This window comes from Arthrobacter sp. efr-133-TYG-118 (genome assembly GCF_030209755.1).
GTDB lineage: Bacteria > Actinomycetota > Actinomycetes > Actinomycetales > Micrococcaceae > Arthrobacter.
Genome location: NZ_JARVRH010000013.1, coordinates 38,291 through 62,157, shown reverse-complemented (window position 1 = coordinate 62,157; position 23,867 = coordinate 38,291). Strand labels below are relative to the sequence as shown.

At 62.8% G+C, this 23,867-nt stretch carries 21 protein-coding genes; 6 read left to right on the top strand and 15 right to left on the bottom strand.

Translation table 11 applies throughout. From position 1 onward, the window contains the following. Positions 1-92 precede the first annotated feature (92 nt). Complete coding sequence (locus QRN59_RS12875) at positions 93-884, bottom strand: GntR family transcriptional regulator (protein WP_284982897.1); 792 nt, start codon at positions 882-884, stop codon at positions 93-95. 165 nt (positions 885-1,049) lie between these two features. Between QRN59_RS12875 and QRN59_RS12870 the strand changes: the two genes are divergently transcribed. Continuing rightward, positions 1,050-1,343 carry an HPr family phosphocarrier protein gene (locus QRN59_RS12870; protein WP_284982896.1) on the top strand — a complete coding sequence of 98 codons (294 nt, stop codon included), beginning with the start codon at positions 1,050-1,052 and terminating at the stop codon, positions 1,341-1,343. 110 nt (positions 1,344-1,453) lie between these two features. Here QRN59_RS12870 and QRN59_RS12865 read toward each other — a convergent pair whose 3' ends face one another. The 5 genes from QRN59_RS12865 to QRN59_RS12845 all read right to left on the bottom strand — a co-directional run bounded on the left by QRN59_RS12865 (position 1,454) and on the right by QRN59_RS12845 (position 6,618). Further along, positions 1,454-1,855 (bottom strand): cytochrome c oxidase subunit 4, encoded by a 402-nt coding sequence (locus tag QRN59_RS12865; protein ID WP_284982895.1) that lies wholly within the window; start codon positions 1,853-1,855, stop codon positions 1,454-1,456. Continuing rightward, a complete protein-coding gene (gene ctaD, locus QRN59_RS12860) occupies positions 1,852-3,570 on the bottom strand; it encodes an aa3-type cytochrome oxidase subunit I (RefSeq protein WP_059390002.1) in 1,719 nt (572 codons plus the stop codon). The genes QRN59_RS12865 and ctaD overlap by 4 nt, the downstream gene beginning before the upstream one ends. A gap of 10 nt (positions 3,571-3,580) precedes the next feature. Continuing rightward, positions 3,581-4,453, bottom strand: coding sequence for an aa3-type cytochrome oxidase subunit II (gene ctaC / locus QRN59_RS12855; RefSeq protein ID WP_284982894.1), 873 nt, complete (start codon positions 4,451-4,453; stop codon positions 3,581-3,583). A gap of 182 nt (positions 4,454-4,635) precedes the next feature. Then, complete coding sequence (locus QRN59_RS12850; RefSeq protein ID WP_284982893.1) at positions 4,636-5,022, bottom strand: HesB/IscA family protein; 387 nt, start codon at positions 5,020-5,022, stop codon at positions 4,636-4,638. 168 nt (positions 5,023-5,190) lie between these two features. Then, positions 5,191-6,618 (bottom strand): dipeptidase, encoded by a 1,428-nt coding sequence (locus QRN59_RS12845; protein ID WP_284982892.1) that lies wholly within the window; start codon positions 6,616-6,618, stop codon positions 5,191-5,193. 121 nt (positions 6,619-6,739) lie between these two features. On the opposite strand from QRN59_RS12845, the gene QRN59_RS12840 reads away from it, so the two are divergent. Further along, positions 6,740-7,333, top strand: coding sequence for a DUF3043 domain-containing protein (locus QRN59_RS12840; protein WP_284982891.1), 594 nt, complete (start codon positions 6,740-6,742; stop codon positions 7,331-7,333). A 111-nt stretch (positions 7,334-7,444) separates the two neighbouring features. Here the strand turns inward: QRN59_RS12840 and QRN59_RS12835 are convergent, their stop codons facing one another. After that, positions 7,445-8,512: a quinone-dependent dihydroorotate dehydrogenase gene (locus QRN59_RS12835; RefSeq protein ID WP_284982890.1), complete on the bottom strand. Its 1,068-nt coding sequence runs from the start codon at positions 8,510-8,512 to the stop codon at positions 7,445-7,447. A gap of 68 nt (positions 8,513-8,580) precedes the next feature. Here QRN59_RS12835 and QRN59_RS12830 point away from each other — a divergent pair, with 68 nt between their 5' ends. From QRN59_RS12830 to QRN59_RS12820, 3 genes are read left to right on the top strand one after another with little or no spacing between them, the layout of a single operon-like run. Beyond that, positions 8,581-10,263 carry an FAD-binding dehydrogenase gene (locus tag QRN59_RS12830; RefSeq protein WP_284982889.1) on the top strand — a complete coding sequence of 561 codons (1,683 nt, stop codon included), beginning with the start codon at positions 8,581-8,583 and terminating at the stop codon, positions 10,261-10,263. A 9-nt stretch (positions 10,264-10,272) separates the two neighbouring features. After that, entirely contained in the window at positions 10,273-11,319 is a 1,047-nt protein-coding gene (locus tag QRN59_RS12825; RefSeq protein WP_284982888.1) for an alpha/beta hydrolase, read from the top strand. Next, positions 11,316-12,389, top strand: coding sequence for an alpha/beta hydrolase (locus QRN59_RS12820; RefSeq protein ID WP_284982887.1), 1,074 nt, complete (start codon positions 11,316-11,318; stop codon positions 12,387-12,389). The genes QRN59_RS12825 and QRN59_RS12820 overlap by 4 nt, the downstream gene beginning before the upstream one ends. 40 nt (positions 12,390-12,429) lie before the next feature. On the opposite strand, the gene QRN59_RS12815 is transcribed toward QRN59_RS12820, so the two are convergent. The 3 genes from QRN59_RS12815 to leuA form a co-directional block, all read right to left on the bottom strand. After that, positions 12,430-13,248, bottom strand: a complete 819-nt coding sequence (locus tag QRN59_RS12815; protein ID WP_284982886.1) for an isoprenyl transferase — start codon at positions 13,246-13,248, stop codon at positions 12,430-12,432. A 2-nt stretch (positions 13,249-13,250) separates the two neighbouring features. Then, complete coding sequence (recO, locus tag QRN59_RS12810; RefSeq protein ID WP_284982885.1) at positions 13,251-14,006, bottom strand: DNA repair protein RecO; 756 nt, start codon at positions 14,004-14,006, stop codon at positions 13,251-13,253. 83 nt (positions 14,007-14,089) lie between these two features. After that, entirely contained in the window at positions 14,090-15,829 is a 1,740-nt protein-coding gene (gene leuA, locus QRN59_RS12805) for a 2-isopropylmalate synthase (RefSeq protein ID WP_284982884.1), read from the bottom strand. A 251-nt stretch (positions 15,830-16,080) separates the two neighbouring features. On the opposite strand from leuA, the gene QRN59_RS12800 reads away from it, so the two are divergent. Continuing rightward, entirely contained in the window at positions 16,081-18,033 is a 1,953-nt protein-coding gene (locus QRN59_RS12800; protein WP_284982883.1) for a M13 family metallopeptidase, read from the top strand. A gap of 87 nt (positions 18,034-18,120) precedes the next feature. Here QRN59_RS12800 and QRN59_RS12795 read toward each other — a convergent pair whose 3' ends face one another. The 5 genes from QRN59_RS12795 to QRN59_RS12775 form a co-directional block, all read right to left on the bottom strand. Continuing rightward, positions 18,121-19,698, bottom strand: coding sequence for an LCP family protein (locus tag QRN59_RS12795; protein ID WP_284982882.1), 1,578 nt, complete (start codon positions 19,696-19,698; stop codon positions 18,121-18,123). 74 nt (positions 19,699-19,772) lie between these two features. Next, the gene (gene era / locus QRN59_RS12790; protein ID WP_078105123.1) at positions 19,773-20,735 is read right to left on the bottom strand and encodes a GTPase Era; all 963 of its coding nucleotides are present in this window, start codon (positions 20,733-20,735) and stop codon (positions 19,773-19,775) included. Then, on the bottom strand, positions 20,719-22,050 hold the full coding sequence (locus QRN59_RS12785; RefSeq protein ID WP_284982881.1) for a hemolysin family protein: 1,332 nt from the start codon (positions 22,048-22,050) through the stop codon (positions 20,719-20,721). The genes era and QRN59_RS12785 overlap by 17 nt, the downstream gene beginning before the upstream one ends. After that, positions 22,047-22,520 carry an rRNA maturation RNase YbeY gene (gene ybeY / locus QRN59_RS12780; protein ID WP_284982880.1) on the bottom strand — a complete coding sequence of 158 codons (474 nt, stop codon included), beginning with the start codon at positions 22,518-22,520 and terminating at the stop codon, positions 22,047-22,049. Before ybeY ends, QRN59_RS12785 begins: the two co-directional genes overlap by 4 nt. Continuing rightward, positions 22,517-23,605 (bottom strand): PhoH family protein, encoded by a 1,089-nt coding sequence (locus QRN59_RS12775; RefSeq protein ID WP_284982879.1) that lies wholly within the window; start codon positions 23,603-23,605, stop codon positions 22,517-22,519. Before QRN59_RS12775 ends, ybeY begins: the two co-directional genes overlap by 4 nt. Positions 23,606-23,867 lie beyond the last annotated feature (262 nt).

Below are 23,867 nucleotides of genomic sequence, written 5' to 3'. Positions count from 1 at the left end.
CCCGCAGGTAGCACAGAGAAGGCCCCGTCCATATGGACGAGGCCTTCTCTCGTTTCTTCGGGCTTTCAAGCGGTCGTTTCGCCGGCTTTGAACTAGTGGGTGCGGTACCCCGTGGATTGGCTTCGGGTGGACCGGACGCCTGGACGCTGCAACGGGACCCACAACTTGTACCGGTCGGCACGGTAGTACGACACGGAATAGTCCACCATGGCGCGGGCAACGAAAGCGTGGCGCTGAATCTTGAGCAAGGGAGTACCGACATCTACGTTCAATAGCCGCGCTGTTGATGGCGAAGCCGCCGTTGCTTCGATCATGTCCTCACCCCACTCCATGACCAGTCCGTACTTCTCACTCAGCACGTTGTACAGGGAAGTGGGAGGCGCATCGTCCAAGAGGCCTGGCACGCGATGCGCAGGGATGAAGTTTTCGTCCACGCTCATGGGCTCGTTGTCAGCGAGGAGGAGCCGCCTGAAGCGGACCAGCGGCGTCCCTTCCTCCAGCTGGAGTTCCCTCGCCAGGAAGGCGCTGGCCGCGATTTGTTCAAAGCTCAGGACCTTGGCTGCCGGAACCATGCCGCGACGTTGCATTTCTTCGCTGTACGACGTGAGCTTCACCTGAAGGTCCAGCTTCGGTTTGCGGACGAAAGTTCCCAATCCAACCACGCGTTCAATGACTTCCTCGCCGACGAGGGCATCTATGGCCTGCCGTACCGTCATCCTGGCAAGCCCGAATCGTTCGGAGAGATCCCGCTCCGAAGGCAACGCCGCACCGGGCTTGCAGGACTCGGAGATATAGCTGCGCAGGATCTCGCGCAATTGAACGTAGATAGGAGTGCCGCTCTTGCGGTCGATCTCCCCCGCGATACGTGCTGCCTCAGCGGGCACGACGGTCTCCGGCCACGAAATCTTTCATGAAATAAGCGTAGGCCAATCCACCGGCAGGTCTAGACCAGCTAAGCACTGCGAACGGTGCCGTCGTGTGGCGGCGCTACGCTTGTAGGGGATCAAAATCGCAGTCGGCATCTGGCCGTCCGAGTCAAAGGAGCCGGTTTGTCCGAGCACAAAGCCATCGTCGCCGCAGAGATCGGCCTCCATGCACGGGCTGCTGCCGTCTTCGTGCGGGCCGTGACGGCCACTGGCCTTCCTGTGACGATCCGCAAGCCTGGCCAGCAAGCGGTGGATGCCCGGTCTTTGCTCGAGGTGATGACCGAGGATTTCGGCCACGGGTGCGAGGTGGTGCTGTCGGTCTCCGGAGAAGCGCTGCAAGCCGGCCGCACGCTTGATGAGGTCGACGATGCCTTGGCCGCGCTTTCGGCCGTCCTGGAGGCCGTAGAAGGCCAGTGAACGGGCAAGCGCCCTGTTGACACACCTGGTGTCTCACCGAAATGCAACCCGGATACGACGACGGCGGGCCCCACCAATTGGTGGGGCCCGCCGTCCTTGTCCAAGTACTTCTAGTGCGCGTGGTCTCCGCGGCTGTATTCGAAGACCCAACCGACCAAGGCTACGAGGGCCAGGCCAGCGGCGACAAACGTGATCCAGAAGCCCACGGCGAGGCCAAGGAAGCCACCGGCACAGGCCAAACCGAGGACCAGCGGCCACCAGCTCCAGGGGCTGAAGTGTCCTTGCTCGCCGGCGCCTTCGTGGATCTCGGCATCCGGACGGTCTTCCGGGCGCATGCCGACTCGCTTGCCGGTGAAGCCGAGGTAGCCGCCGATCATGCCGGCCAGGCCACCGACCAGGAGAATGCCGAGGGTTCCAACCCACTCAGACCAGTGGGTCAGGAAACCGTAGGCCACTGCGACGGGGACGAAGAAAAAGGCCCCGGCTCCAAAAATCCATGATTCGATTTTCACTTGGCGTCCTTCTGATCAGCGTTGCCGAGCACCTTTGCTGCCGGCTCGGGGCTCTGTGCAGTGTGGTGCTGGGCGAGTTCCGGGTGGTGGAGGTCCAGGGCAGGACGTTCGGAACGAATGCGGGGCAGCGAGGTGAAGTTGTGTCGCGGCGGCGGGCAGGATGTGGCCCATTCGAGCGAAGCACCGAAGCCCCAGGGATCGTCCACTTCTACCTTCTTGTTGCTGCGCCAGGTGATGTAGACGTTCCAGAAGAACGGCAGGAGCGAAGCGCCGAGCACGAAGGATGAAATGGTGGAGAACTGGTTCATCCAGGTGAAGCCGTCCTGCGGCATGTAGTCAGCGTAGCGGCGGGGCATGCCCTCGACGCCGAGCCAGTGCTGGATCAGGAAGGTGCCGTGGAAGCCCAGGAACAGGAGCCAGAAGTGGATCTTGCCGAGGCGTTCGTTGAGCATCTTGCCGGTCCACTTGGGCCACCAGAAGTAGAAGCCTGCGAACATGGCGAACACGACAGTTCCGAAGACCACGTAGTGGAAGTGAGCCACGACGAAGTAGGAGTCTGAAACGTGGAAGTCAAGCGGCGGGGAGGCCAGGATGATGCCGGTCAGGCCGCCGAAGAGGAAGGTGACCAGGAAGCCGATGCTCCAGAGCATGGGCGTCTCGAAGGTAATCGAGCCCTGCCACAGCGTGCCGATCCAGTTGAAGAACTTCACGCCGGTGGGTACCGCGATCAGCATCGTCATGAAGGAGAAGAACGGCAACAGCACCGATCCGGTGACGTACATGTGGTGCGCCCAGACGGTAACCGACAGTGCGGCAATGGCGATTGTCGCGTAGACCAGGCCCTTGTAGCCGAAGATCGGTTTGCGGCTGAATACCGGGAAGATCTCAGACACGATGCCAAAGAACGGCAGCGCAATGATGTAAACCTCGGGGTGGCCGAAGAACCAGAACAGGTGCTGCCACAAGACAGCTCCGCCGTTCTCAGGGTCGAAGATGTGGGCTCCGAAGCGGCGGTCAGCACCAAGCGCGAAGAGCGCGGCGGCGAGCGGCGGGAAGGCCATGAGAACCAGGATCGCCGTCACGAGGGTGTTCCAGGTGAAGATCGGCATGCGCCACATCGTCATGCCGGGAGCGCGCATGCAGATGATGGTGGTAATGAAGTTCACGGCACCCAGGATGGTTCCGAAACCGGACAATGCCAGGCCGAAGACCCAAAGGTCTCCGCCCACGCCCGGGGTGAACGTCGTGTCCGACAAGGGCGCATAGGCGAACCAGCCGAAGGAGGCAGCACCCTGCGGGGTGATGAAGCCGGACACCGCGATGGTGGAGCCGAAGAGGAAGAACCAGAACGCCAGCGCGTTCAGTCGCGGGAAGGCGACGTCGGGTGCACCGATCTGAAGCGGCATGATGACGTTCGCGAAGCCTGCGAAGAGCGGCGTTGCGAACATCAGCAGCATCACGGTGCCGTGCATCGTAAAGAGCTGGTTGTACTGTTCCTTGGTCTGCAGGATCTGCATGCCGGGCTCGAAGAGCTCGGCGCGGATCAGCAGCGCCATGACACCGCCCAGGCAGAAGAACACGAAGGACGCGATCAGGTACATGTACCCGATGGTCTTGTGGTCAGTGGAGGTGATCCAGTTGACGACGATGCGTCCCTTGGACTTCGGTACTACCGGAGCGTCAAGGACTCCGGCGGATTGAGTATAAGTAGCCACGTCGCTTCCCTTAATTCTTTGCGTTCAGGTTCGGGTTGCGGTCGTACTTCGAATCGAGAAGACCGGTGTTGCCGCTCTGGCGAAGCTGGTCCATGTGAGCCTGGAACTCAGCCTCCGAAACGACCTTCACGCGGAACAGCATCTCTGAGTGGTATTCACCGCAAAGTTCGGCGCACTTGCCGTCATAGGTTCCCTCCTTGGTGGGGGTCAACCTGATGTAGTTGGTCTTGCCGGGAATCATGTCGCGCTTCTGAAGGAAGGCGGGTACCCAGAAAGAGTGAATGACGTCGCGGGAGTTCAATTCCAGGTCAACCGACTTGTTGACCGGCAGGTACAAGGTGGGGAGCTTGTCCTTGTCCACGTTGTTGCCCGTGAGGTGCGCCTGGACGCCGGCTTCGTGAAGGTCTTCGGTGATGACCGAGCCCTTCACATAGTTGAAGTCCCATGCCCACTGCTTGCCGCGGACGTCAATCGTGACATCGGCCGGCTGGGAGCGGTCATCGATTGCACGCTGGTCCTGATCGGTGAAGTAGAAGAACACCAGCACCATGAACAGCGGAATGGTCAAATAAAAGACCTCCAGAGGGAGGTTATAGCTAAGCTGCTTCGGGAAACCCGTGGTGCCCTTGCGGCGGCGGTAGGCGATGATGCACCAGACCAGCAGGCCCCAAGTAATAATGCCGACGGCGAGGGCGGCGATCCATGAGTTGACCCAGAGGTCCATGATCCGATCGGTGTTGCTGGTGGTGCCACGTTCCGTGGGCAACCAGCCTTTTTCTACCTCTGGTGAACATCCGGTCAAAACCAACGCGCCGGCTAGTGCCAAGCCAGTGATCGAGGTGATCTTTATGCGTCGGCTGCCGGTTCGGTTCTGCGAACTCACAGACGGCCCTTCCTCTTGTTGCTGCAGCCCGGCCGGCCGGAAGCCCACCGGGCACACTAAAGTTTTACTACCCGATGTAGAGCTTACCGCTATGGAGCGGTTTTCGCCGACATGCTGGCCCAGTGCGTCGGCCCGGGTTTAACCCGTTCCTGAACTGGGCCAACAGCCTGCGAATGCCCGGGCTAGTGGAACGAATCGCCGCAGGCGCAAGACCCGCCGGCGTTGGGGTTGTCGATGGTGAAGCCCTGCTTCGAGATCGTGTCCTCGAAGTCGATGCTGGCACCGCTCAGGTAAGGCACGCTCATCTTGTCGACAACCACTTCGACGCCGTCGTAGTCGCGGACGGCATCGCCGTCGAGCAGACGCTCGTCGAAATAGAGCTGGTAGATCAGGCCCGAGCAGCCGCCCGGCTGAACAGCGACGCGGAGCCGCAAGTCCGTGCGGCCTTCTTGTTCGAGAAGGCTCCGGACTTTGCCTGCGGCGACATCGGTCAACTTGACCTCGTGCTCAGGAAGCTCGCCGCCTGCGAGCTGCGCTTCGGTGCTGTTTTCGTTGGTTGCAGTGCTCATTGGCCTACCTTCTTATGACGCTCTTGGCGGCTGCGCCTTCGCGCTGCCTGCCCTTACCCAAATACGTGCGGGCTATAGCTACATGCTACGTCGAGCCGGCGCATAGCTATAACTTCTAACGTAACCGGCCGGACCCTTGCCTTGTTCCCGGTCCATGCAGGCGAGGGCTCAGAGGCCTTCCGTGTTCAAACGGGCGAGCATCAGTGCCTCAGCCAGCACACCGTTGCGGAAATCACCGATGTGAAGGGATTCGTTGGCGCTGTGGGCCCGTGAGTCCGGGTCCTCGACACCGGTCACCAGGATCTGGACATCGGGATAGGTTTCCGTCAGGTCCGCGATGAACGGTATGGATCCACCGATCCCCATTTCGACGGCGGGCACACCCCAGGCCTCACCCAGGGCCCACATCGCGATCCGGGCCGCAGCCGATGACGTATCGGTGGAGAAGGCGTTGCCCCGCTCCCCTGGCACGAAGGTCACCTTTCCTCCGAAGGGTGCGTTCGCCTCCAGATGCCTTCCCACTGCGTCCATGGCGGCATCGGGATCCTGCCCCGGAGCCAAGCGCAGGCTGAACTTTGCCCGCGCGGCGGGGAGCAGCGTGTTGGATGCGACGTCGACGGCGGGTGCGTCGATGCCGATGATGGAGAGCGCGGGCTTGGTCCAGAGCCTCGAGGCGATGCTGCCGCTGCCTGCGAGCCGTACGCCGTCGAGCACGGAGGCATCGGCGCGGTACTGTTCCTCGTCAACGTCCTCTACTACGTCGTCCCTGGCCACCAAGCCTTCGATGGCCACGTTGCCGTCGTCGTCGTGCAGGGTGGCGATGAGGCGGGACAGAAGGGTCGGCGCATCCAGCACGGGACCACCGAACATGCCGGAGTGCACGGCGTGATCCAGGACCCGCACTTCGAAGGTGCCGTCCACCAAGCCGCGGAGACTGGTTGTCAGCGCGGGAACGCCGACTTTCCAATTGCTTGAATCCGCAACAACGATGACGTTCGCTTCGAGGAGCTCGCGGTGTGTTTCGAGGAAAGTGCGGAACGTCGGCGAACCGGCTTCTTCTTCGCCCTCGAAGAACAAGGTGACACCAAGCCCGAAATCGTCTCCCAATACCTGGGTTACCGCGGCATAGGAAGCCAGATGGGCCATGATTCCCGCTTTGTCGTCGGCTGCGCCACGGCCATAAAGGCGGCCATCGCGTTCCTCGGCCACAAACGGCTCGGTGTCCCACAAGGTCACGTCGCCCGGCGGTTGCACATCGTGGTGCGCGTAAAGCAGGATCGTTGCTTTGCCCGGCGCGGCAACGCGGCGAGCAACAATGGCAGGGCCTCCGGGGGTCCCGTCGGCCTTGTCGCAGCGCAGGATTTGTACGTCCCGGAAGCCCGCCTCTCGGACCAGCGCCGCAACAGCCTCGGCGCTGCGCTCCAGTTCCGCCGGGTCAAAGCTGGGCCAGGCGATCCCCGGGATGGCAACCAGGGCTTTCAAACGGGCCATCGTCTCGTCGAAAGAGACATCGATCGAGGACTTGAGCGCATCAACATTGATCGTGCCGGAGCCGCCGGAAAAGGTCTGCGGGATCTCCGCATTCATTGAAGTCATGGCGAAAACACTACCGCCGGGAGGGGCGCTGGGGAACCGGACCTGGCGGCTTGGCGGGCTCATTCGCAGGGCGGCACGTCACGTCGACTTTGGCGCGGTTCCTGCGGGGTATTCTGTAGTGGTGTTTGGACGTAAAAAGGATGAGCCGAGCGCTCAAGACCAAGTAGACCAGCTTGCCGCCGATGCCGCCGTGAAAGGCGCTGGCAAGGGCGCTCCCACGCCCAAGCGCAAGGAACAGGAAGCGGCCCGCAAGCGACCCCTCGTGCCGACTGACCGCAAGGCCTCGAAAGAAGCCGAGCGCATTGCAGTGCAGGATCAGCGCCAGAAAATGCGCCAGGCCCTCGACACCGGGGACGAAAAGTACCTGCCGCTGCGGGACAAGGGACCGCAGAAGCGTTTTGCGCGCGACTATGTCGATGCCCGTTTCAGCCTGGGTGAGTACTTGATGTTCGGTGCCCTGCTTTTCGTGGTCATCTCCTTCATCATTCCTTCAGGAAGCGACGCCCTGAGCTATATCCTGATCGGCTTCTGGGTCATGTTCCTCGCGGTCTTCGCGGATGTGTTCATCCTTTCCCGCAAGTTGCGCAAGGGCTTGACGCAGAAGTTCGGCGACGTCGAGCGTGGCACCGTCTGGTACGGCAGCATGCGTTCCCTGCAATTCCGTCGCCTGCGCCTGCCGAAGCCGCAAGTGCAGCGAGGCCAGTACCCCGCCTAAGGCCCCTATCCCCGCGGACAAGAGTCCGAGGAATCAAAAAGACCCTGGAACAGCCGTCCCAGGGTCTTTTTGCTTGTCCGCACTTGGTGGTTCAGGTGCTCGTCTCCCTGCTTAGCGGCGACGTTTCGCGAGGGCTTTGTTGATGCCGGCAGCCCAGAACGGACCTTCGTAGAGGAATGCCGTGTAGCCCTGCACGAGGGTTGCTCCGGCGTCGAGCCGCTCCTGGACGTCGGCCGCGGACTGCACTCCGCCGACCGCGATGAGCACCAGGCCCTCCCCCACGGCAGCCTTCAGCCGGCGCAGTACCTCGAGCGAACGCCCTTTGAGCGGCGCACCGGAGAGTCCGCCGGCGCCGCACGCTTCCACTTTGTCCGGCTCCGAAATCAGGCCTTCCCGGCCGATCGTGGTGTTTGTCGCAATGATCCCGTCGAGCTTGAGGTCCAAGGCGAGGCGGGCGACGTCGTCGATGTCTTCGTCGCTCAGATCCGGCGCGATCTTGACGAGCAGCGGCACATGGCGGCCGGCGGATTCGTCTGCGGCGTCTCCAACGGCGCGCAGGAGGGGGCGAAGTGTTTCGACGTTCTGGAGCAGGCGCAGTCCCGGAGTGTTGGGCGAACTGACATTGACTACGAGGTAGTCGGCGGCGGGTGCCAGGCTGCGTGCGCTGACCAAATAGTCCTCAACTGCGTCGTCGAGCTCAACAACCTTGGACTTGCCGATGTTGACTCCGATCACGGGACGAACGCCCGAATGCGTCCGCTGCAGTGCCGCCCGCGCAGCCTTGAGCCGCGGGGCCACGGCCGCTGCGCCGTCGTTGTTGAAGCCCATGCGGTTGATCACGGCCTTGTCCTCGATCAGGCGGAAAAGCCGTGGCTTCTCATTGCCGGGCTGAGCCTGGCCGGTGATCGTACCCACTTCCACATGGCCGAAGCCCAGCTCAGCGAGGGCCTCGATTCCATGGCCCTCTTTGTCGAAGCCCGCCGCAAGGCCAAAGGGCGACGGGAACGTCAGCCCGAAAGCCTCCGTGCGCAGGGAGGGGTGCGGAGCGGTCATTTTGGCCAGAACGCGTCCTGCGCCTGAGCGGTGTGCAAAGCGGATCGCCTGGAAGCCGATCTTGTGGGCTTTTTCGGCATCCATCCAGGAGAAGGCCAACTTGAAGAATGTGGGGTAAACGCGCATGGTCCTAGTTTTCCGGTTTACGGGTCGCGCACCAAACCAGCGCGGTTACCGGACGGTAGCATGTACGAATGCCGAGCAATCCGCGTGAGGGAGTTCACTCCAAGGCAAACATTGAAGCCGATGTCGTCGTCATCGGGGCGGGACTGTCGGGCTTGGTCGCCGCGGCCCAAGCCTACGCCGACGGCAAACGGGTCGCTGTCCTGGACCAGGAACCGCCTGCCTCCGTGGGCGGCCAGGCGCATTGGTCCTTCGGTGGCTTGTTCCTGGTCAACTCTCCGGAGCAGCGGCGGCTGGGCGTCAAGGACAGCACCGAGCTCGCGATGAGCGACTGGTTGGCGTCCGCGGCGTTTGACCGGCCGGAAGACTCCTGGGCGCGGCGTTGGGCGGAAGCCTACGTGGATTTTGCCGCCGGCGAGAAGCGCCGGTGGCTGAGCTCCCTTGGCGTGCGCCTCTTTCCGCTGGTGCAGTGGGCCGAACGGGGCGGCTATGGTCCCCAAGGCCACGGCAACACGGTCCCGCGGTTCCACGTCACGTGGGGCACGGGACCCGCTGTCGTGCAACCGTTCTTGGCAAAAGTCAACGAAGGCGTGGCCCGCGGAAGGATATCCCTCCACTTTCGGCATCGCGCCACGGAGATTACGACGGCGGCGGGCCGCGTCACCGGGGTCGGCGGCGAGATTCTTGAGGCGTCCGGAGCCGGACGCGGCCAAGCGTCGCCAAGGACCGTCGTCGGGCACTTTGAGGCGACCGCGGGAGCGATCATCGTGACTACCGGCGGGATCGGCGGGAACCACGCTATGGTGCGGACGCAATGGCCCGACGATAGCGCGCCGGAACACATGCTGAGCGGTGTGCCCGCTTCCGTCGACGGCGAGTTCCTCGCTGCCGCCGCAGCCGCCGGCGGAAGGCTCACCAATGGCGACCGCATGTGGCACTACCCCGAAGGAATCCACAACCACTCCCCCGTATGGCCTTCGCACGGCATCCGGATACTTCCCGGTCCATCGTCGCTGTGGATTGACGCGACGGGACGGCAGTTGCCCGCGCCGCTGTTTCCGGGTTTCGACTCCCTGGGCGCCCTCAGGCATATCCTGGCGGGCGGACACGGACATTCGTGGTTCGTGTGCAACCGCACCATCGCGCTGAAGGAATTCGCCCTCTCAGGCTCAGAACAGAACCCGGACCTCACTGGCAAGGACATTAGGCTCCTTGCCTCCAGGCTCTATCCCGGCAGCGATACTCCGTTGCGCCTCTTCCTGGACCGCGGCGTGGATTTCCTACACGCGGCAACAGCCGCCGGGCTCGCCGCGAAAATGAACTCGTTGACAGGCTCAGAGCTAATAGATCCCGCCCGGCTCGATTCACTCATCCACGACCGGGACCTGCAAGTGGCGAGCGGGCTGGGCAAGGATCCGCAGCTCGCCGCGATCCGGGCGGCCCGGCGTTTCGCCACCGACAAGATCATGCGTGTGGCCCCTCCGCATCGGCTCACCGACCCGGAACACGGGCCCCTCCTGGCTGTCCGGCTCTCCGTCCTGACGCGCAAGAGCCTCGGCGGACTCCAAACAGACCTTCGTTCACGCGTCCTTGGCGATTCCGGAGTTCCCGTCCCGGGCTTGTATGCGGCGGGCGAGGCTGCCGGCTTCGGCGGAGGAGGAATCCATGGGTACCGGGCATTGGAAGGGACGTTCCTTGGCGGGTGCCTGTTCTCCGGACGTGCAGCCGGGCGCGATGCCGCGGCGAGTGTCTAAGCTGTTCCCATGGAGTGGCAGACCGATATCCTCGGGGCGGACTTCGAGAGTTGCGCATTCGAGGCGGCCGGACCTGATGGAGTTGTCCGGCGCGCAACGCTGGTCCGCCATGTCCCGCGCCAGGGCACCGGAAGTCCCGGTGATCCTGCTCTGCTGGCCAACCGTTCGGTCCTGTTCCTGCACGGATGGAGTGATTACTTTTTCAACGTCGCCCTCGCGGAGTTCTGGACGGGACAAGGTTTCCAGTTCTATGCGTTGGACATGCACAACCATGGCCGCAGCCTGCAAGCGGACACGCCAGGCGGTTACGTTGAGCATCTGAACGACTACGACGCCGAAATCAGCAAAGCCATTGACATGATCCGCTCGGGAGACCAGCTTGGTCGGGAGCCCGGCTCGTTGACCCTCATGGGGCATTCAACCGGAGGCCTCGTAGCCGCTTTGTGGGTCAGCAGCCATCCCGGTTCCGTCCAATACCTGGTCCTCAATAGTCCGTGGCTTGAAATGCATGGAAGCTCCGTGGTCCGCCGCGCAGCCCAGACCATGGTGAAGCCGCTCGCGCGGTTCCGGCCCAAGACCATCCTGCGCTTGCCCGAGCGAGGGTTCTATTACCGGAGCATCAGCAGCTCGGCCGAGGGAGAATGGCCCCTCGACGACAAATACCGCCCGCCGTTGGCTTTCCCCATGCGGGCCGGTTGGCTCAGTGCGGTCCTCAGCGGCCACACGAGGGTGGCACGAGGGCTGAGAATAGACATCCCGATCCTGGTCTTGATTTCCGGGGCGAGCGCCAACGGCATGGTCTGGCAGGAGTCCATGCGGCATTCGGACGCCGTCCTGGACGTCAACACCATGGCTGTCCGTGCCATGACCCTCGGCCGGACCGTCACCCTGGAACGGGTCGATGGCGGCCTCCACGACGTGTTCCTGTCGGCCGGTCCGGTGCGGGCGGATGCCTACGACAGGCTTGCGCGTTGGATTCACGGGTACATTGCCAATGGGTCACGGACGGTACCTCCGGCAGGCCACGAGCTTGGACAATCGGGGGAAACGCCATGACCACCGAGCTGGGGTTGCCGGTCTGGCAACAGGACTTTCTGGGCGGTGGTTTCGAGGCCTTGGAGCTCGAACTTCCACCGGACGAGGAGGGGCCTGTCTGCGCCACCCTCGTCCGACACGTCCGTCCGGTGCCCGCACCATCGGTGCCCCACGGACTTCTGGATGCACTGACGGCATTCACTCGACGTCGGCGCAGAAGCGACGTTCCCGTCACCCAGGGGCCACCGAGGGTGGTGTTGTATCTCCACGGCTGGGCCGACTACTTCATGCAGACGGAGTTGGCCGAGTTCCTGGGCGCCTCGGGGTTCCATTTCTATGCGCTTGACCTGCGCAAGTTCGGGCGGAGCCTGCGGCCGGGCCAGACTCCCGGCTACACCACGGACCTGACGGTCTATGACGAAGACCTCGACGCCGCCCTGCAAGCCATCCAGCGGGATATCGCCGAGCTGACGGGTAGCGCGGAGGCACCTACCATCCACCTCGTGGCCCATTCGCTGGGCGGCCTGATCTCGGCGCTGTGGGCTGACCGGAATCCCGGCCGCATTGCCACCCTGACGTTGAATTCGCCGTGGCTGGAGCTCCAGGGCAGCAGCCTGATCCGCAGCATCGCGATGCATGTGGTGGAGCCGTTTGCGCGCACCGACCCCAAGCGTCCTTTCCGTTTCCCGGAGATGCCTGCTTACTGGGAAAGCGTGAGCAACCTGGCCCACGGCGAGTGGACCCTTGATCCGGAATGGAGGCCGCGGGCTTCCTTCCCGATCCGCGCAGGGTGGACAAAGGCAGTCCTGGCGGGCCACGCCGCCGTCGAGCGCAAACTCAATATCGATGCTCCGGTGCTCGTGCTGCTTTCCGGCCGGACCCGGATCCAGGCTGAGTGGACCGCGGAGCTCATGCGCGTCGACGCCGTGATCGACGTCGAGCAGACTGCCCGCCGGGCGCTGGGCCTCGGGCGCCGGACGGCGGTATTCCGCTACCCGGGTGCACTCCACGATGTGTTCCTGTCACGGCGCACCGTCCGGCAGCAGGCCTACAGGGACGTAGCCATCTGGTTGGCTTCCTATCCGGACTGAGGGGGTTTCACAGCACGCTTGTGCTCATTTGGTGCCGCGGTCAGCGGGGTGCCGCAGCGTCCACCGCGCCTCCGTAGCGCCGATCCCGTTTGGCATAGATCTCGACGGCGTCCCACAGGGTCCTGCGGTCGACGTCGGGCCACAGCGTGTCCATGAAGACGAATTCCGCGTAGGCGGATTGCCACAAGAGGAAGTTCGAGAGCCGTTGCTCACCGGAGCTCCGCAGGAACAGGTCCACATCCGGAAGGTCCGGTTCGTCGAGGTACTTCTGGATGGTCTTCTCGGTGACCGAGCCGGGCTTCAGGCGGCCATCGGCAACATCCCGGGCAATCGCGGCCACTGCATCGGCGATCTCGGCCCGGCCGCCGTAGTTAACACACATGGTCAAGGTGCACGTGTCGTTGCCGCGCGTGAACTCCTCGGCATCCTCCAGCTCCTTGATGACGGAACCCCAGAGCTTGGGCCGCCGCCCTGCCCAGCGGATCCGCACTCCCCATTCATCGAGCTGGTTGCGCTGCCGGCGTAGCACATCCTTGTTAAATCCCATGAGAAAGCGCACTTCTTCAGGAGAACGGCGCCAGTTTTCGGTGGAGAAAGCGTAGACACTGACGTACTTGATGCCAAGTTCGATCGCACCCGCCATCACATCCAGCAGGGCCGGCTCTCCGGCCTTGTGACCCTCGATGCGCGGGAGGCCGCGTTGGTTCGCCCAGCGGCCGTTGCCGTCCATGACGATGGCCACGTGCCGCGGTACCAGCTCGGCAGGGATGGCCGGCGGCCGGGCGCCTGAGGGATGGTGGTAGGGGGCCCTCACCGGGGTGGTCCGCGCCGTTGCCGTCTTCTTTTTTCCCAGTGCCACTTTCAGCTTCGCTCCACATGTTTGAGGGACTTCAATGCTCGTTCAAGATGCCATTGCAGGTAGCTCGCCACCAATCCGGCGGCCTCCCGGCGATGCAAGGTTTCGGACACATCCGCAGTTGCCCAGTCCCCCGTCAGCAGCGCGCCCAGCAAAATGACGGTTTCGGGTGCCGGCGCCGGCGAACCAGGCGGGCGGCAGTCGTGGCAGATCATTCCGCCCAAGGGAGCGGAGAAAGCGGCGTGCGGACCGCTCGCCCCGCAGCGGGCGCAATCCGTGAAACTGGGCGCCCAACCGCCGGTTGCCAAAGCGCGGAGCAGGTAGGAATCAAGAATGAGCTCCGGCGGGTGGTCGGAACGGCTCAGCGCGGCAAGAGCCCCGACCAGCAGGTTGTATTGGGCGGTTCCCGAATCGGCGTCGGCGTCCGTCAGCTTTTCTGCGGTCTCCGTCATGGCGGCAGCGACGGTATACCGGGAGTAATCTGCAGCGATCGAGCTCCCATAGGCTCCCTTGGCGACAGCCTGCGTGACGATGTCCAGGGTCCGGCCGGAAACGAGTTGCAGGTCAGCCACCATGAACGGCTCCAATCGGGCTCCGAACCGGCTGCTGGTTCGCCGTACGCCCTTGGCAACCGCCCTTACTTGTCCGTGGTGTTTTGTCAGCAAAGTGATGATGCGGTCCGCTTCGCCCAGTTTGTGGGTGCGCAGCACTACGGCATCGTCCCGATAGGACCGCGCTGCAAACGACGAAGGATTGGCCACAGTTAATCTTCGCACCACACCGGGCCTGATCAGGTCCGGCGAAGCCGTGCGGCGCCGTATTGACGGCGCCGCACGGCAATTGGCTATGCCCGGACGGCCCTGATCGCGCGGTTGACGGCAGAGATGACTGCCTTGAGCGCCGCGGTGCTCGTGTTGGGATCGATTCCGACGCCCCAGAGTACCCGCTCGCCAACTGCGCATTCCACATAAGCGGCGGCGGTGGCGCTGCCACCTTCGGAAAGGGCGTGTTCCGTGTAGTCAAGGACGCGGACGTCCACGCCGTCTTGACGCAGGATGTCCAGCATGGCCGCGATCGGTCCGTTGCCCGTGCCGGTGCGCTGAACTACGGAGCCGTCAACCCGGAGGGCTGCATGCAGGGTAAGCTCGCCGGACTCGTCGGTCTCGGTGCGGATGGAACCCAGCGAATACCGTCCCCACTGGCCATCGGCCGTGCTGGCCGGCAGGTACTCGTCCTGGAACATTGCCCACAACTGGGCTCCGCTGACTTCGCCGCCCACAGTGTCGGTGCGGTGCTGGATGACGCCGGAGAATTCGATCTGCGCCCGGCGCGGCAGGTCCAGACTGTGTTCGTTCTTGAGCAAGTACGCCACACCGCCCTTACCGGACTGCGAGTTGACGCGGATGACTGCCTCGTAGCTGCGACCCAGGTCCTTGGGGTCGATCGGCAGGTACGGAACCTGCCACGTGAAGTCGTCCACGGCTTTGCCGGCAGCGGCAGCGTCCTTTTCGAGGGCTTCGAAACCCTTTTTGATGGCGTCCTGGTGCGAACCGGAGAATGCCGTGAACACCAGGTCGCCGCCGTACGGGGAACGTTCGGGGACGGGCAGCTGGTTGCAGTACTCCACGGTCCGACGGACTTCGTCGATGTCCGAGAAGTCGATCATCGGATCGACGCCCTGAACGAACATGTTCAGGCCCAGGGTGACCAGGTCCACATTGCCGGTACGCTCGCCGTTGCCGAACAGGCAGCCCTCGATGCGGTCGGCGCCGGCCAGGTAGCCCAACTCCGCGGCGGCAACGCCCGTGCCGCGATCGTTGTGCGGGTGGAGGGAGATGATGATGCCGTCACGGGGATGCAGGTTCCGGTGCATCCATTCGATGGAGTCCGCGTAGACATTGGGAGTGGCCATTTCCACCGTGGCGGGCAGGTTGATGATGACCTGCTTGTCAGCGGATGCTTCGAAAACGTCGGCGATTGCGTTGCAAACACGCGCTGCGTACTCAAGCTCGGTTCCGGTGAAGGACTCCGGCGAGTACTCGTACGTGATGTGGGTGTCCGTGAGGGTTTCCTCGTACTTCTTGCACAAGCGGGCACCTTGCAGGGCGATGTCCAGGATGCCGTCCTCGTCCTGGTTGAACACGACGCGGCGCTGCAGGACCGACGTGGAGTTGTACAGGTGGACGATGGCCTGCTTGGCGCCCACGAGGGATTCGTAGGTGCGTTCGATCAGGTGTTCTCGCGCCTGGGTCAGGACCTGGATGGAGACGTCATCCGGAATATGGCCGCCTTCGATGAGCTGCCGTACGAAGTCGAAGTCGGTCTGCGAAGCGGACGGGAAGCCGACCTCGATTTCCTTGTAGCCCATCTTCACCAACAGCTGGAACATTTTCAGCTTGCGGGCCGGACTCATGGGGTCGATCAGGGCCTGGTTGCCGTCACGGAGGTCCACAGCGCACCAGCGCGGAGCCTTGGTGATGACCTTGTCCGGCCAGGTGCGGTCCGGCAGCTCGACATTTATCTGGTCCTGGAAGGGCAGGTACCGGTGAATGGGCATTCCGGAGGGCTTTTGTGCGTTGCGCATGACTTGGGGCCTTTTCTCTTAATCTTTGATGGAAGATTGGCCGGGCATAGCTAACTCCGCAGCGAGGGTTGGCCTAGCGAATGATCGCTTACGAGGCCCCGCCGCGGCAGCTAAGGAGAAGCATTCCTGCACGCACCATTTCACAGTAACACGGGTGCGTATGATGACAATGCAATACCAGAAGCAACGTCCACTATGCAGACGCGGGAACGGTGGTGAGCCGGATCCGATCGTCGTCCGAAGGAGTTCTTGTGCCACAGTCGGGGATCACACTGTCCAACATCGATGAAAGCGTTAGGCCGCAGGACGACCTTTACCAGCACGTCAACGGAGCGTGGCTGAAGTCGACGGTCATCCCCGACGACCGCCCGCTCGAGGGAACGTTCACCGCGTTGCGGGATGGCGCTGAACTGGCAGTCAAAGCGATCATCGAGGAAGCCGCCGGAAAGGGCGACTACGCCAGCGGCATCGAACGCAAAGTAGGCGGGCTTTACAACAGCTTCATGGACGAGGAGGCCACCGAGGCCAAGGGCATGGAGCCTATCCGCGCCCGGCTCGCGGAGGTCTTTGCCACGGCTTCGCCGGCCGAAGTGGTTGCCCTGACCGGGCGGCTGTTCCGCTCGGATGTTTCCGGGCTCTTCTCCATCTATCCTGCTCCCGACGCCGGGAACCCGGACCGGATCCTGTTGTACATCGGCCAGGGCGGCCTGGGGCTTCCCGACGAGTCCTACTATCGGGACGCGAAGTTCGAAGGCATTGTCAGCGCTTATGCGAAATACGTCGCCAAACTCTTCGGCCTGGCAGACATTCCCGACGCCGACGATGCCGCCGCGCGCGTTGTCGCCCTTGAAAAAGCCCTTGCCTCGCATCACTGGGACAACGTCACCCTTCGCGATCCGCAGAAGACCTACAACCTCAAGACCGCGGAGGAGGGCCGTGAACTGTTCCCGTACCTTGACTCGTGGTTCGATTCGGCCCGGATCGAAGGAGACAAATTCACCGAGCTGGTGGTAAGTACTCCTGATTTCTTCACCGGCGCGTCCTCCCTCGTCGAGTCCGAGTCCCTTGCCACGTGGCAGGGGTGGCTGGCCCTGCGTGTGCTCAATGCCGCCGCCCCTTATCTTTCCTCGGCATTCGTGGACGCAAACTTCGATTTCTACGGCACCACCCTGAGTGGCACTCCGCAGAACAAGGACCGCTGGAAGCGCGGAGTCGCCGTCGTCGAAGCCGCCCTGGGCGAGGCGGTAGGCCAGATCTACGTGGAGCGCCACTTCCCCGAAGGTTACAAAGCCAGGATGCAGACGCTGGTTGCCAAACTGATCGAGGCTTACCGCCAGAGCATCACGGCGCTCGACTGGATGGGCGAGGACACCAAGGCCGAAGCGCTGAAAAAGCTTGAGGCCTTCCGGCCCAAGATTGGTTTCCCGGACAAGTGGATCGACTATTCCGCCGTCGACATTGACCCGACTGATCTTCTGGGGAACGTCGAACGGGCGCACAACGCCGACGTCGACCGTCACCTCGATGAGGTCGGCAAGCCGGTCGATCTCGACAAGTGGCTCATGACCCCGCAGACCGTCAACGCGTACTACCACCCGATGCTGAACGAGATTGTCTTCCCCGCTGCGATCCTGCAGCCGCCCTTCTTCACAGCGGAGGCTGACGACGCGGTCAACTACGGGGGCATCGGCGCCATCATCGGCCATGAAATCGGCCATGGCTTCGACGACCAAGGCTCACAGTTCGACGGAAGTGGAGCGCTGCGGAATTGGTGGAGCGAGGAAGACCGCAAGGCCTTCGAAGGACTGGCGGCGAAGCTCGTGGCCCAGTTCGACGCCCTTGCCCCCTATGCCGCTCCGGAGCACAGGGTCAACGGGAAGCTCACGCTCGGCGAAAACATTGGCGATCTGGGCGGCCTGACCATCGCCTATAAGGCTTACCTCCTGAGCCTTGACGGTGCGGAACCGCCCGTTCTCGAAGGGCTGACCGGCCAGCAGCGCTTCTTCATGTCCTGGGCTGCCGGCTGGCGTCAAGTCATCCGTCCTGAGGAAGCCATCCGGCGCGTCGCCACGGACCCGCACTCCCCCAACGAGTTCCGGACCAATGCCATAGCCAAGAACCTGGACTCGTTCCATGAGGCGTTCGAGGTGGAAGCCGGGGATGGAATGTGGCTGTCGCCCGAGGACCGCGTCAGTATCTGGTAGGAAGCAACAAACAAACGGAAGGGGGCGGTCACCACACGCCGTGTGGTGACCGCTCCCTTCGCTGCGTCCGGGGTAATTCCTGTGCGGCTACCTCGCGATGAGTACGGGGTTGACCGCCTGGCATTTCACGTCGCCTGCGGTCTGCTTGACGACGTCGGACGGAACGGAGGCAACTCCGTACTTGGTCCCGGAATCGAAGTCACTGCCGATATAGACCTGGACTCCGACGACATCGTTGGATGGTTCGACTTGTGAGGCCGGGATCCCCAGAAGATTCGCTACATCCGGCGCGACGTCAGCATAGCCGGCCCCGTAATAGACAACGGTCTTGGGCACCGCGGCTGCAAGGAAGTGTGCGGCTTTCGTGAATCCGCCGCCAACCAGCGCGGCCGCGATCTCCTGGCCGCGGGAGGCGATGCCTGTTCCGTCGGCAACGGTCACTGGCTGAAGGGCCTTGTCATAGGCGGGAACAGCGGGAGCGCTCGGCGCCGGCGCCGAGCCGCTCGAGGGGGCGCCAGACGCGGCGGGCGAGGGACTGGCCGATGGAGTGGCTGTAGCCCCCGGGGTTGTCAGGTCCAGGTTCGCGCGCATGGCGGCGAACAGCTGGGAGGCCTGCGGTTGAACCAATTCGAGCCTGTTGGGATCGACGGCGGCGGGCTGGGTGGGAACCGAGACGAACGCAACCTTGGACAAGTCGACGTCCTTGAGGCGGGTCCCGATGGTCAGGAGCGACTGGACGGACGCCAGGCCTTCATCCACGGTGAGGTTCCTTGTCACGACATCCGCGATGGACAGCAGGCTCTGGGGATTGCCCAGCGTGCCGTCAGACTTGATCTTCCGGGTCAGCGAGGAAAGGAAACCCTGCTGCGCCTGGATGCGGCCGAGGTCGCTTCCGTCGCTAAAACCGTGGCGGGTCCGAAGGAAAGCCAAGGCTTGCTCCCCCTGGACCTTCGATGTTCCCTTGGGGAGCCGGAGCCCGGAGTCGGGATCGTAGACAGCATCGCTCACGCACACGTCGACTCCGCCTACGGCGTTGGACAGCTCCTTGACGGCGTTGAAGTCGGCCATCATGAAGTGATCGATTTGCAGTCCCGTCAGTTTGTTCACTGTGTCCACGGCGCAACCGATCCCGGCTTCTGCCATGGCCGAGTTGATCATGACGTTGGAATGGGCTTCATAGACGGTCTTGGTTTTGGGATCGGTGCACTTCGGAACATTCACGAGGAGGTCGCGCGGAAAGCTCGTGAGGCTCACTCTCTTGTTGTCCGCCGAAATGTCCAGCAGCATCATGACATCTGACTGGCCATAGCCGGCGGAATCCTGCGTTGAACCGTATTGCGAGTTCTTCCCGTCCCTGGTGTCGGACCCGAGGATGAGGATCTGCAAGCGGTCCGTGGCATCGTTTGCAGCAGCCTCCGTCCTGGAATCGCCTGCCGACAATGGTGCTTTGCTGATGTTCGACTGCAAACGGATGACCCAGTAGGCGGCGAAAGCGATACCGGCGACCAACAGCACTGACACCGTCACAGCAGTGACCTTGAGCCAGAGCGGGAGACCCTTCGGAGCATTCATGTGGCGGGGGGTGCCGGGAGCTTCCCCGTGGCGTGCAGCGCCGGGGGCACCAATGGTGCCGGGCTCCTGAACGCGTGCATCGCGACGTCGCACGACTCGCTCAACCTTTCCTCGGAAAATGGGATTCGGACCATTTTACGGGCCCAAACTGGGAAATTCCCCAGCGCCTAGAATCCCAGCTTCACGAGTTGCTTCGGGTCGCGCTGCCAGTCCTTGGCCACTTTCACATGCAAGTCGAGGTAGATCTTGGTTCCCAAAAGGGCCTCAATGCCCTTGCGGGCGTTCGTTCCGACCTCGCGCAGCCGGCTTCCGGCCTTGCCGATGATGATGGCCTTCTGGGACGGGCGTTCAACGTACAAATTGACCCGCACGTCGAGGAGAGGGTTGTCTTCAGAGCGGCCTTCGCGGGGCAGGATTTCCTCCACCACCACGGCCAGGGAGTGCGGAAGCTCGTCGCGGACGCCTTCCAGGGCTGCTTCCCGGATAAGTTCGGCGACCATGACGGCCTCCGGCTCATCAGTGAGTTCACCGTCCGGGTAGAGAGGCGGAGAAGGAGGCATGTGGCCGATGAGGACGTCGGCGACCGTACTGACCTGGAAGCCGTCGGTCGCGGAAACCGGAACGATATCTGCCCAGCCCTGTTCGCCAAGGACCTCGCGGCCCAACGCGGCTACGGCCAGGAGTTGCTCGGTCAAGGCCTGGCGGTCCACCAGGTCGGTCTTCGTGACAAGTGCGATGATCGGCTTGCGTCCGACGGCGGCCAGCTGGGCTGCAATGTACTTGTCGCCCGGTCCGATCTTCTCGTTGGCGGGCAGGCAAAAACCAATGGCGTCGACTTCGGAAAGGGTGTCCGCGACGAGATCGTTCAGCCTCTTGCCAAGAAGGGTGCGCGGGCGGTGAAGGCCCGGAGTATCCACGAGGATAAGTTGGGCGTCCTCCCGATGGACAATGCCACGGATCGTGTGCCTCGTGGTCTGCGGCTTTGCCGAGGTGATGGCCACCTTCTGCCCAACCAAAGCGTTGGTGAGGGTGGACTTGCCGGCATTGGGACGGCCCACAAGAACCGAGAAACCTGCGTGGAAGCCGCCGAAGTCCTGATCGGCGTCGAACTTCTTATTGTGCTTGCTCACGTGGAACTCCCTGTTGCGTTGTGTCGGCCTCGTCGAGAAGGTCTTCAAGGTCAGTGTCTTCTTTTGGAATGGCTGCCGCAATGATATGGCTGACCCGGTTTCGCCGGCCTTCCAGCCTATCGGCTTTCAAGGAGATTCCATCCACCTCCACCGCGCTGCCTACGATCGGCACCTTGCCCAGCGTTTTGGCCAGGAGGCCGCCCACCGTGTCCACTTCGTCGTCGTCGAGGTCGATGTCGAAAAGTTCGCCGAGGTCATCGATGCTCATCCGTGAACTGACGCGATAGGTGCCATCACCCAAGTCAGTGACCTCCGCATCGTTGGAATCGTACTCATCCACGATCTCCCCCACGATTTCCTCAATGAGGTCCTCCAGCGTCACCAGTCCGGCTGTGCCGCCGTATTCGTCAATGACTACAGCCACGTGCGTGGACTCTTGCTGTAGCTCGCTCAGGAGGTCGCTGACAGGCTTTGATTCGGGAACGAAACGTGCCTCGCGGGCTATGGCATCAACGTCCTGGCGCACTGATGGCTGTTCCGGGCGGTGCAATGCGGCGGCAACGTCCTTCAAATAGAGAATGCCGCGGATTTGATCCGCGTTCTCGCCGATAACGGGGATCCTTGAGTATCCGGAGCGCAGGAACAGGGCCATGGCCTGTTCCAGGCTGGATCCGGAATCGATGCTCACAATGTCCGTTCGAGGGACCATCACCGAGCGCACCAGGGTGTCTCCGAAATCGAAGACCGACTGGATGAGTTCGGCTTCGCTGTCCTCGATCATGTCGGATTCCGTGGCCCTGTCGACGAGTTCACGGAATTCTTCCTCGCTGAAGAAAGCCTCATCGCCGCTGGGCGCACCGGGTGCCACCACGCTGCCGATCCTCACGAGCCAGCCTGGAATGGGACCCAGGATCCAGCACAGGAACCTGATGAGCGGGGCCGAGTAGCGAACCACGCCGCCTGAGTGGGCCCGTCCGAGTTGGCGGGGCGAGACGCCCACCAAAACGAAACCAATGACGGCCATGATGCCCGTCGCCGCCAAACCGGCAAGCCAGACGTTCTCGAGGAGGCTATGCATGACGACGGCGACGGCCACCGCCGCCGCCATCTCGAACCAAACCCGCCAGAATCGCAGCGCGCGAATGTGCGCAATAGGCTGGGCGAGGATACTGCGAAGCGAATTCCCCCGGCTCCTGACGACGGCTTGCTCCGCGTCGTGCCGCGGCAGGAAGGTGAAGGCAGCCTCAGCCGCGGTCAGCAGGGCGACGAAACTGAGGAACACCAACGCCATCCCGACCAGGATGAGCGAGGTCACAGCATGGTCTCCATGGGGGCGTCCTTGCCAAGGAACGCGGACAGCAGCTCACGCTGCAGGCCGAACATCTCTTCCTTTTCCTCCGGTTCGGCGTGGTCGAAACCGAGCAGGTGGAGGATTCCGTGCGTGCAGAGCAGGAGCATTTCATCCTGCGTTGAATGACCTGCGTTGCGCGCTTGTACTTCGGCTACCTGTGGGCAGATGGCGATGTCGCCCAGCATGCCTTGCGGAGTCGGCTTACCCGGTGTCCCCGGCGTCAACTCATCCATCGGAACAGACAGGACATCGGTAGCGCCGGGTTCGTCCATGAGCTCGATGTGGAGCTTTTCCATGGCAGGTTCATCCACCAGGAGGATGGAAAGTTCGGCCTGGGGGTGAATGTAGAGCCGCTCGAAGATGAAGCGTGAAAGCGTCACCAATTGTGCCTCGTCCACCTGGACGCCGGACTCGTTGTTGACCTCGATGCTCATCTGTGTTCTCCCCGTTTGTCGTGGATCGGCGTGTGCTGGGCACGCACCCGATGCTTTTCATCCCATATGCTGTAGGCGGACACAATGTCGGCGACGAGCCGGTGCCTGACGACGTCGGAAGCGTCCAACATCGTAAAGTTCACGCCGTCGATCCCGCTGAGGATTTCCTGGACAATGCGCAGACCGGAGGTGGCACCGAAGGGCAGATCCACTTGGGTGATATCCCCCGTGACAACCATCTTGGAGCCGAAGCCCAGGCGGGTCAGGAACATCTTCATCTGTTCCGCGGTAGTGTTCTGGGCCTCATCGAGGATAATGAACGCATCATTGAGCGTGCGGCCGCGCATGTACGCAAGCGGCGCTACCTCAATGGTTCCCGCAGCCATGAGGCGCGGGATGGATTCCGGGTCCATCATGTCGTGCAAGGCGTCGTACAAAGGACGCAGATAGGGATCGATCTTGTCGCTCAACGTTCCCGGCAGGAAGCCGAGGCGCTCCCCTGCCTCGACGGCAGGCCGCGTGAGGATGATGCGGCTGACTTCCTTGAGCTGGAGTGCCTGAACGGCTTTGGCCATCGCGAGGTACGTCTTACCGGTGCCCGCAGGGCCGATCCCGAAGATGACGGTGTTGTCGTCGATGGCGTCGACGTAGTTCTTCTGGTTGAGCGTTTTGGGGCGGATGGTGCGCCCGCGGCTCGAAAGGATGTTGTGGGTCAGGACTTCCACGGGGTTTTGCAGCGACTGGCTGCGCAACAAGGACACGAGCTGCTGCAGCACGTCCGGGGTGATGACCGTCCCCTTGCCGACCAGGCCGCGGACTTCTTCCAGAAGCCGCATGATCCGGGGAACATCGCTTGACGGTCCGCTGAAGGAGAGCTCGTTGCCGCGCACATGAAAATCGACGCCGGGGAACTGGGCTTCGATGTAGCGCAACGCCTCGTCATGGCTGCCAAGGGTCTGAACCATCTGATCCGAGTTGTCGAAGATGACAACTTCCGTCCGGGCGCCCGGGACAGAGTGTGGGAACTCGGCCGGACCTGTGTCAACGCTGCCGGCCTTGGGCCGCCCGTTCAATGATTCTGTCATAGTGCTGGCCTTGCGGCCTCTGCTCCTCCGGCTTGGTGATGTCCATCGATTTTCTCCGATGTCCGTCTGCTGGATGGGGGCAGGATCGCGGGCCTCGGATTGCTTTCAATCCTACGCCAGGCGGTCTCAGGGTGGTTCCGGACCGTGCCCGGCGGGGCTGCGGACGGCCGATCGGTGCCGCTTTGGTATCAACTCGGCATCGACCTCGTATCAATCGCATTGCAGTTGCCCGCCGGAGTATCGAAACGCCAGCCGGGGCCCC

Excerpts from the sequence above, each read along its gene's own strand:
- QRN59_RS12850 (WP_284982893.1), bottom strand. The coding sequence starts at position 5,022 with ATGAGCACTGCAACCAACGAAAACAGCACCGAAGCGCAGCTCGCAGGC.
- QRN59_RS12845 (WP_284982892.1), bottom strand. The coding sequence starts at position 6,618 with ATGACTTCAATGAATGCGGAGATCCCGCAGACCTTTTCCGGCGGCTCC.
- QRN59_RS12835 (WP_284982890.1), bottom strand. The coding sequence starts at position 8,512 with ATGCGCGTTTACCCCACATTCTTCAAGTTGGCCTTCTCCTGGATGGAT.
- QRN59_RS12830 (WP_284982889.1), top strand. The coding sequence starts at position 8,581 with ATGCCGAGCAATCCGCGTGAGGGAGTTCACTCCAAGGCAAACATTGAA.
- QRN59_RS12825 (WP_284982888.1), top strand. The coding sequence starts at position 10,273 with ATGGAGTGGCAGACCGATATCCTCGGGGCGGACTTCGAGAGTTGCGCA.
- QRN59_RS12820 (WP_284982887.1), top strand. The coding sequence starts at position 11,316 with ATGACCACCGAGCTGGGGTTGCCGGTCTGGCAACAGGACTTTCTGGGC.
- leuA (WP_284982884.1), bottom strand. The coding sequence starts at position 15,829 with ATGCGCAACGCACAAAAGCCCTCCGGAATGCCCATTCACCGGTACCTG.
- ybeY (WP_284982880.1), bottom strand. The coding sequence starts at position 22,520 with ATGAGCATCGAGGTCAACAACGAGTCCGGCGTCCAGGTGGACGAGGCA.
- QRN59_RS12775 (WP_284982879.1), bottom strand. The coding sequence starts at position 23,605 with ATGACAGAATCATTGAACGGGCGGCCCAAGGCCGGCAGCGTTGACACA.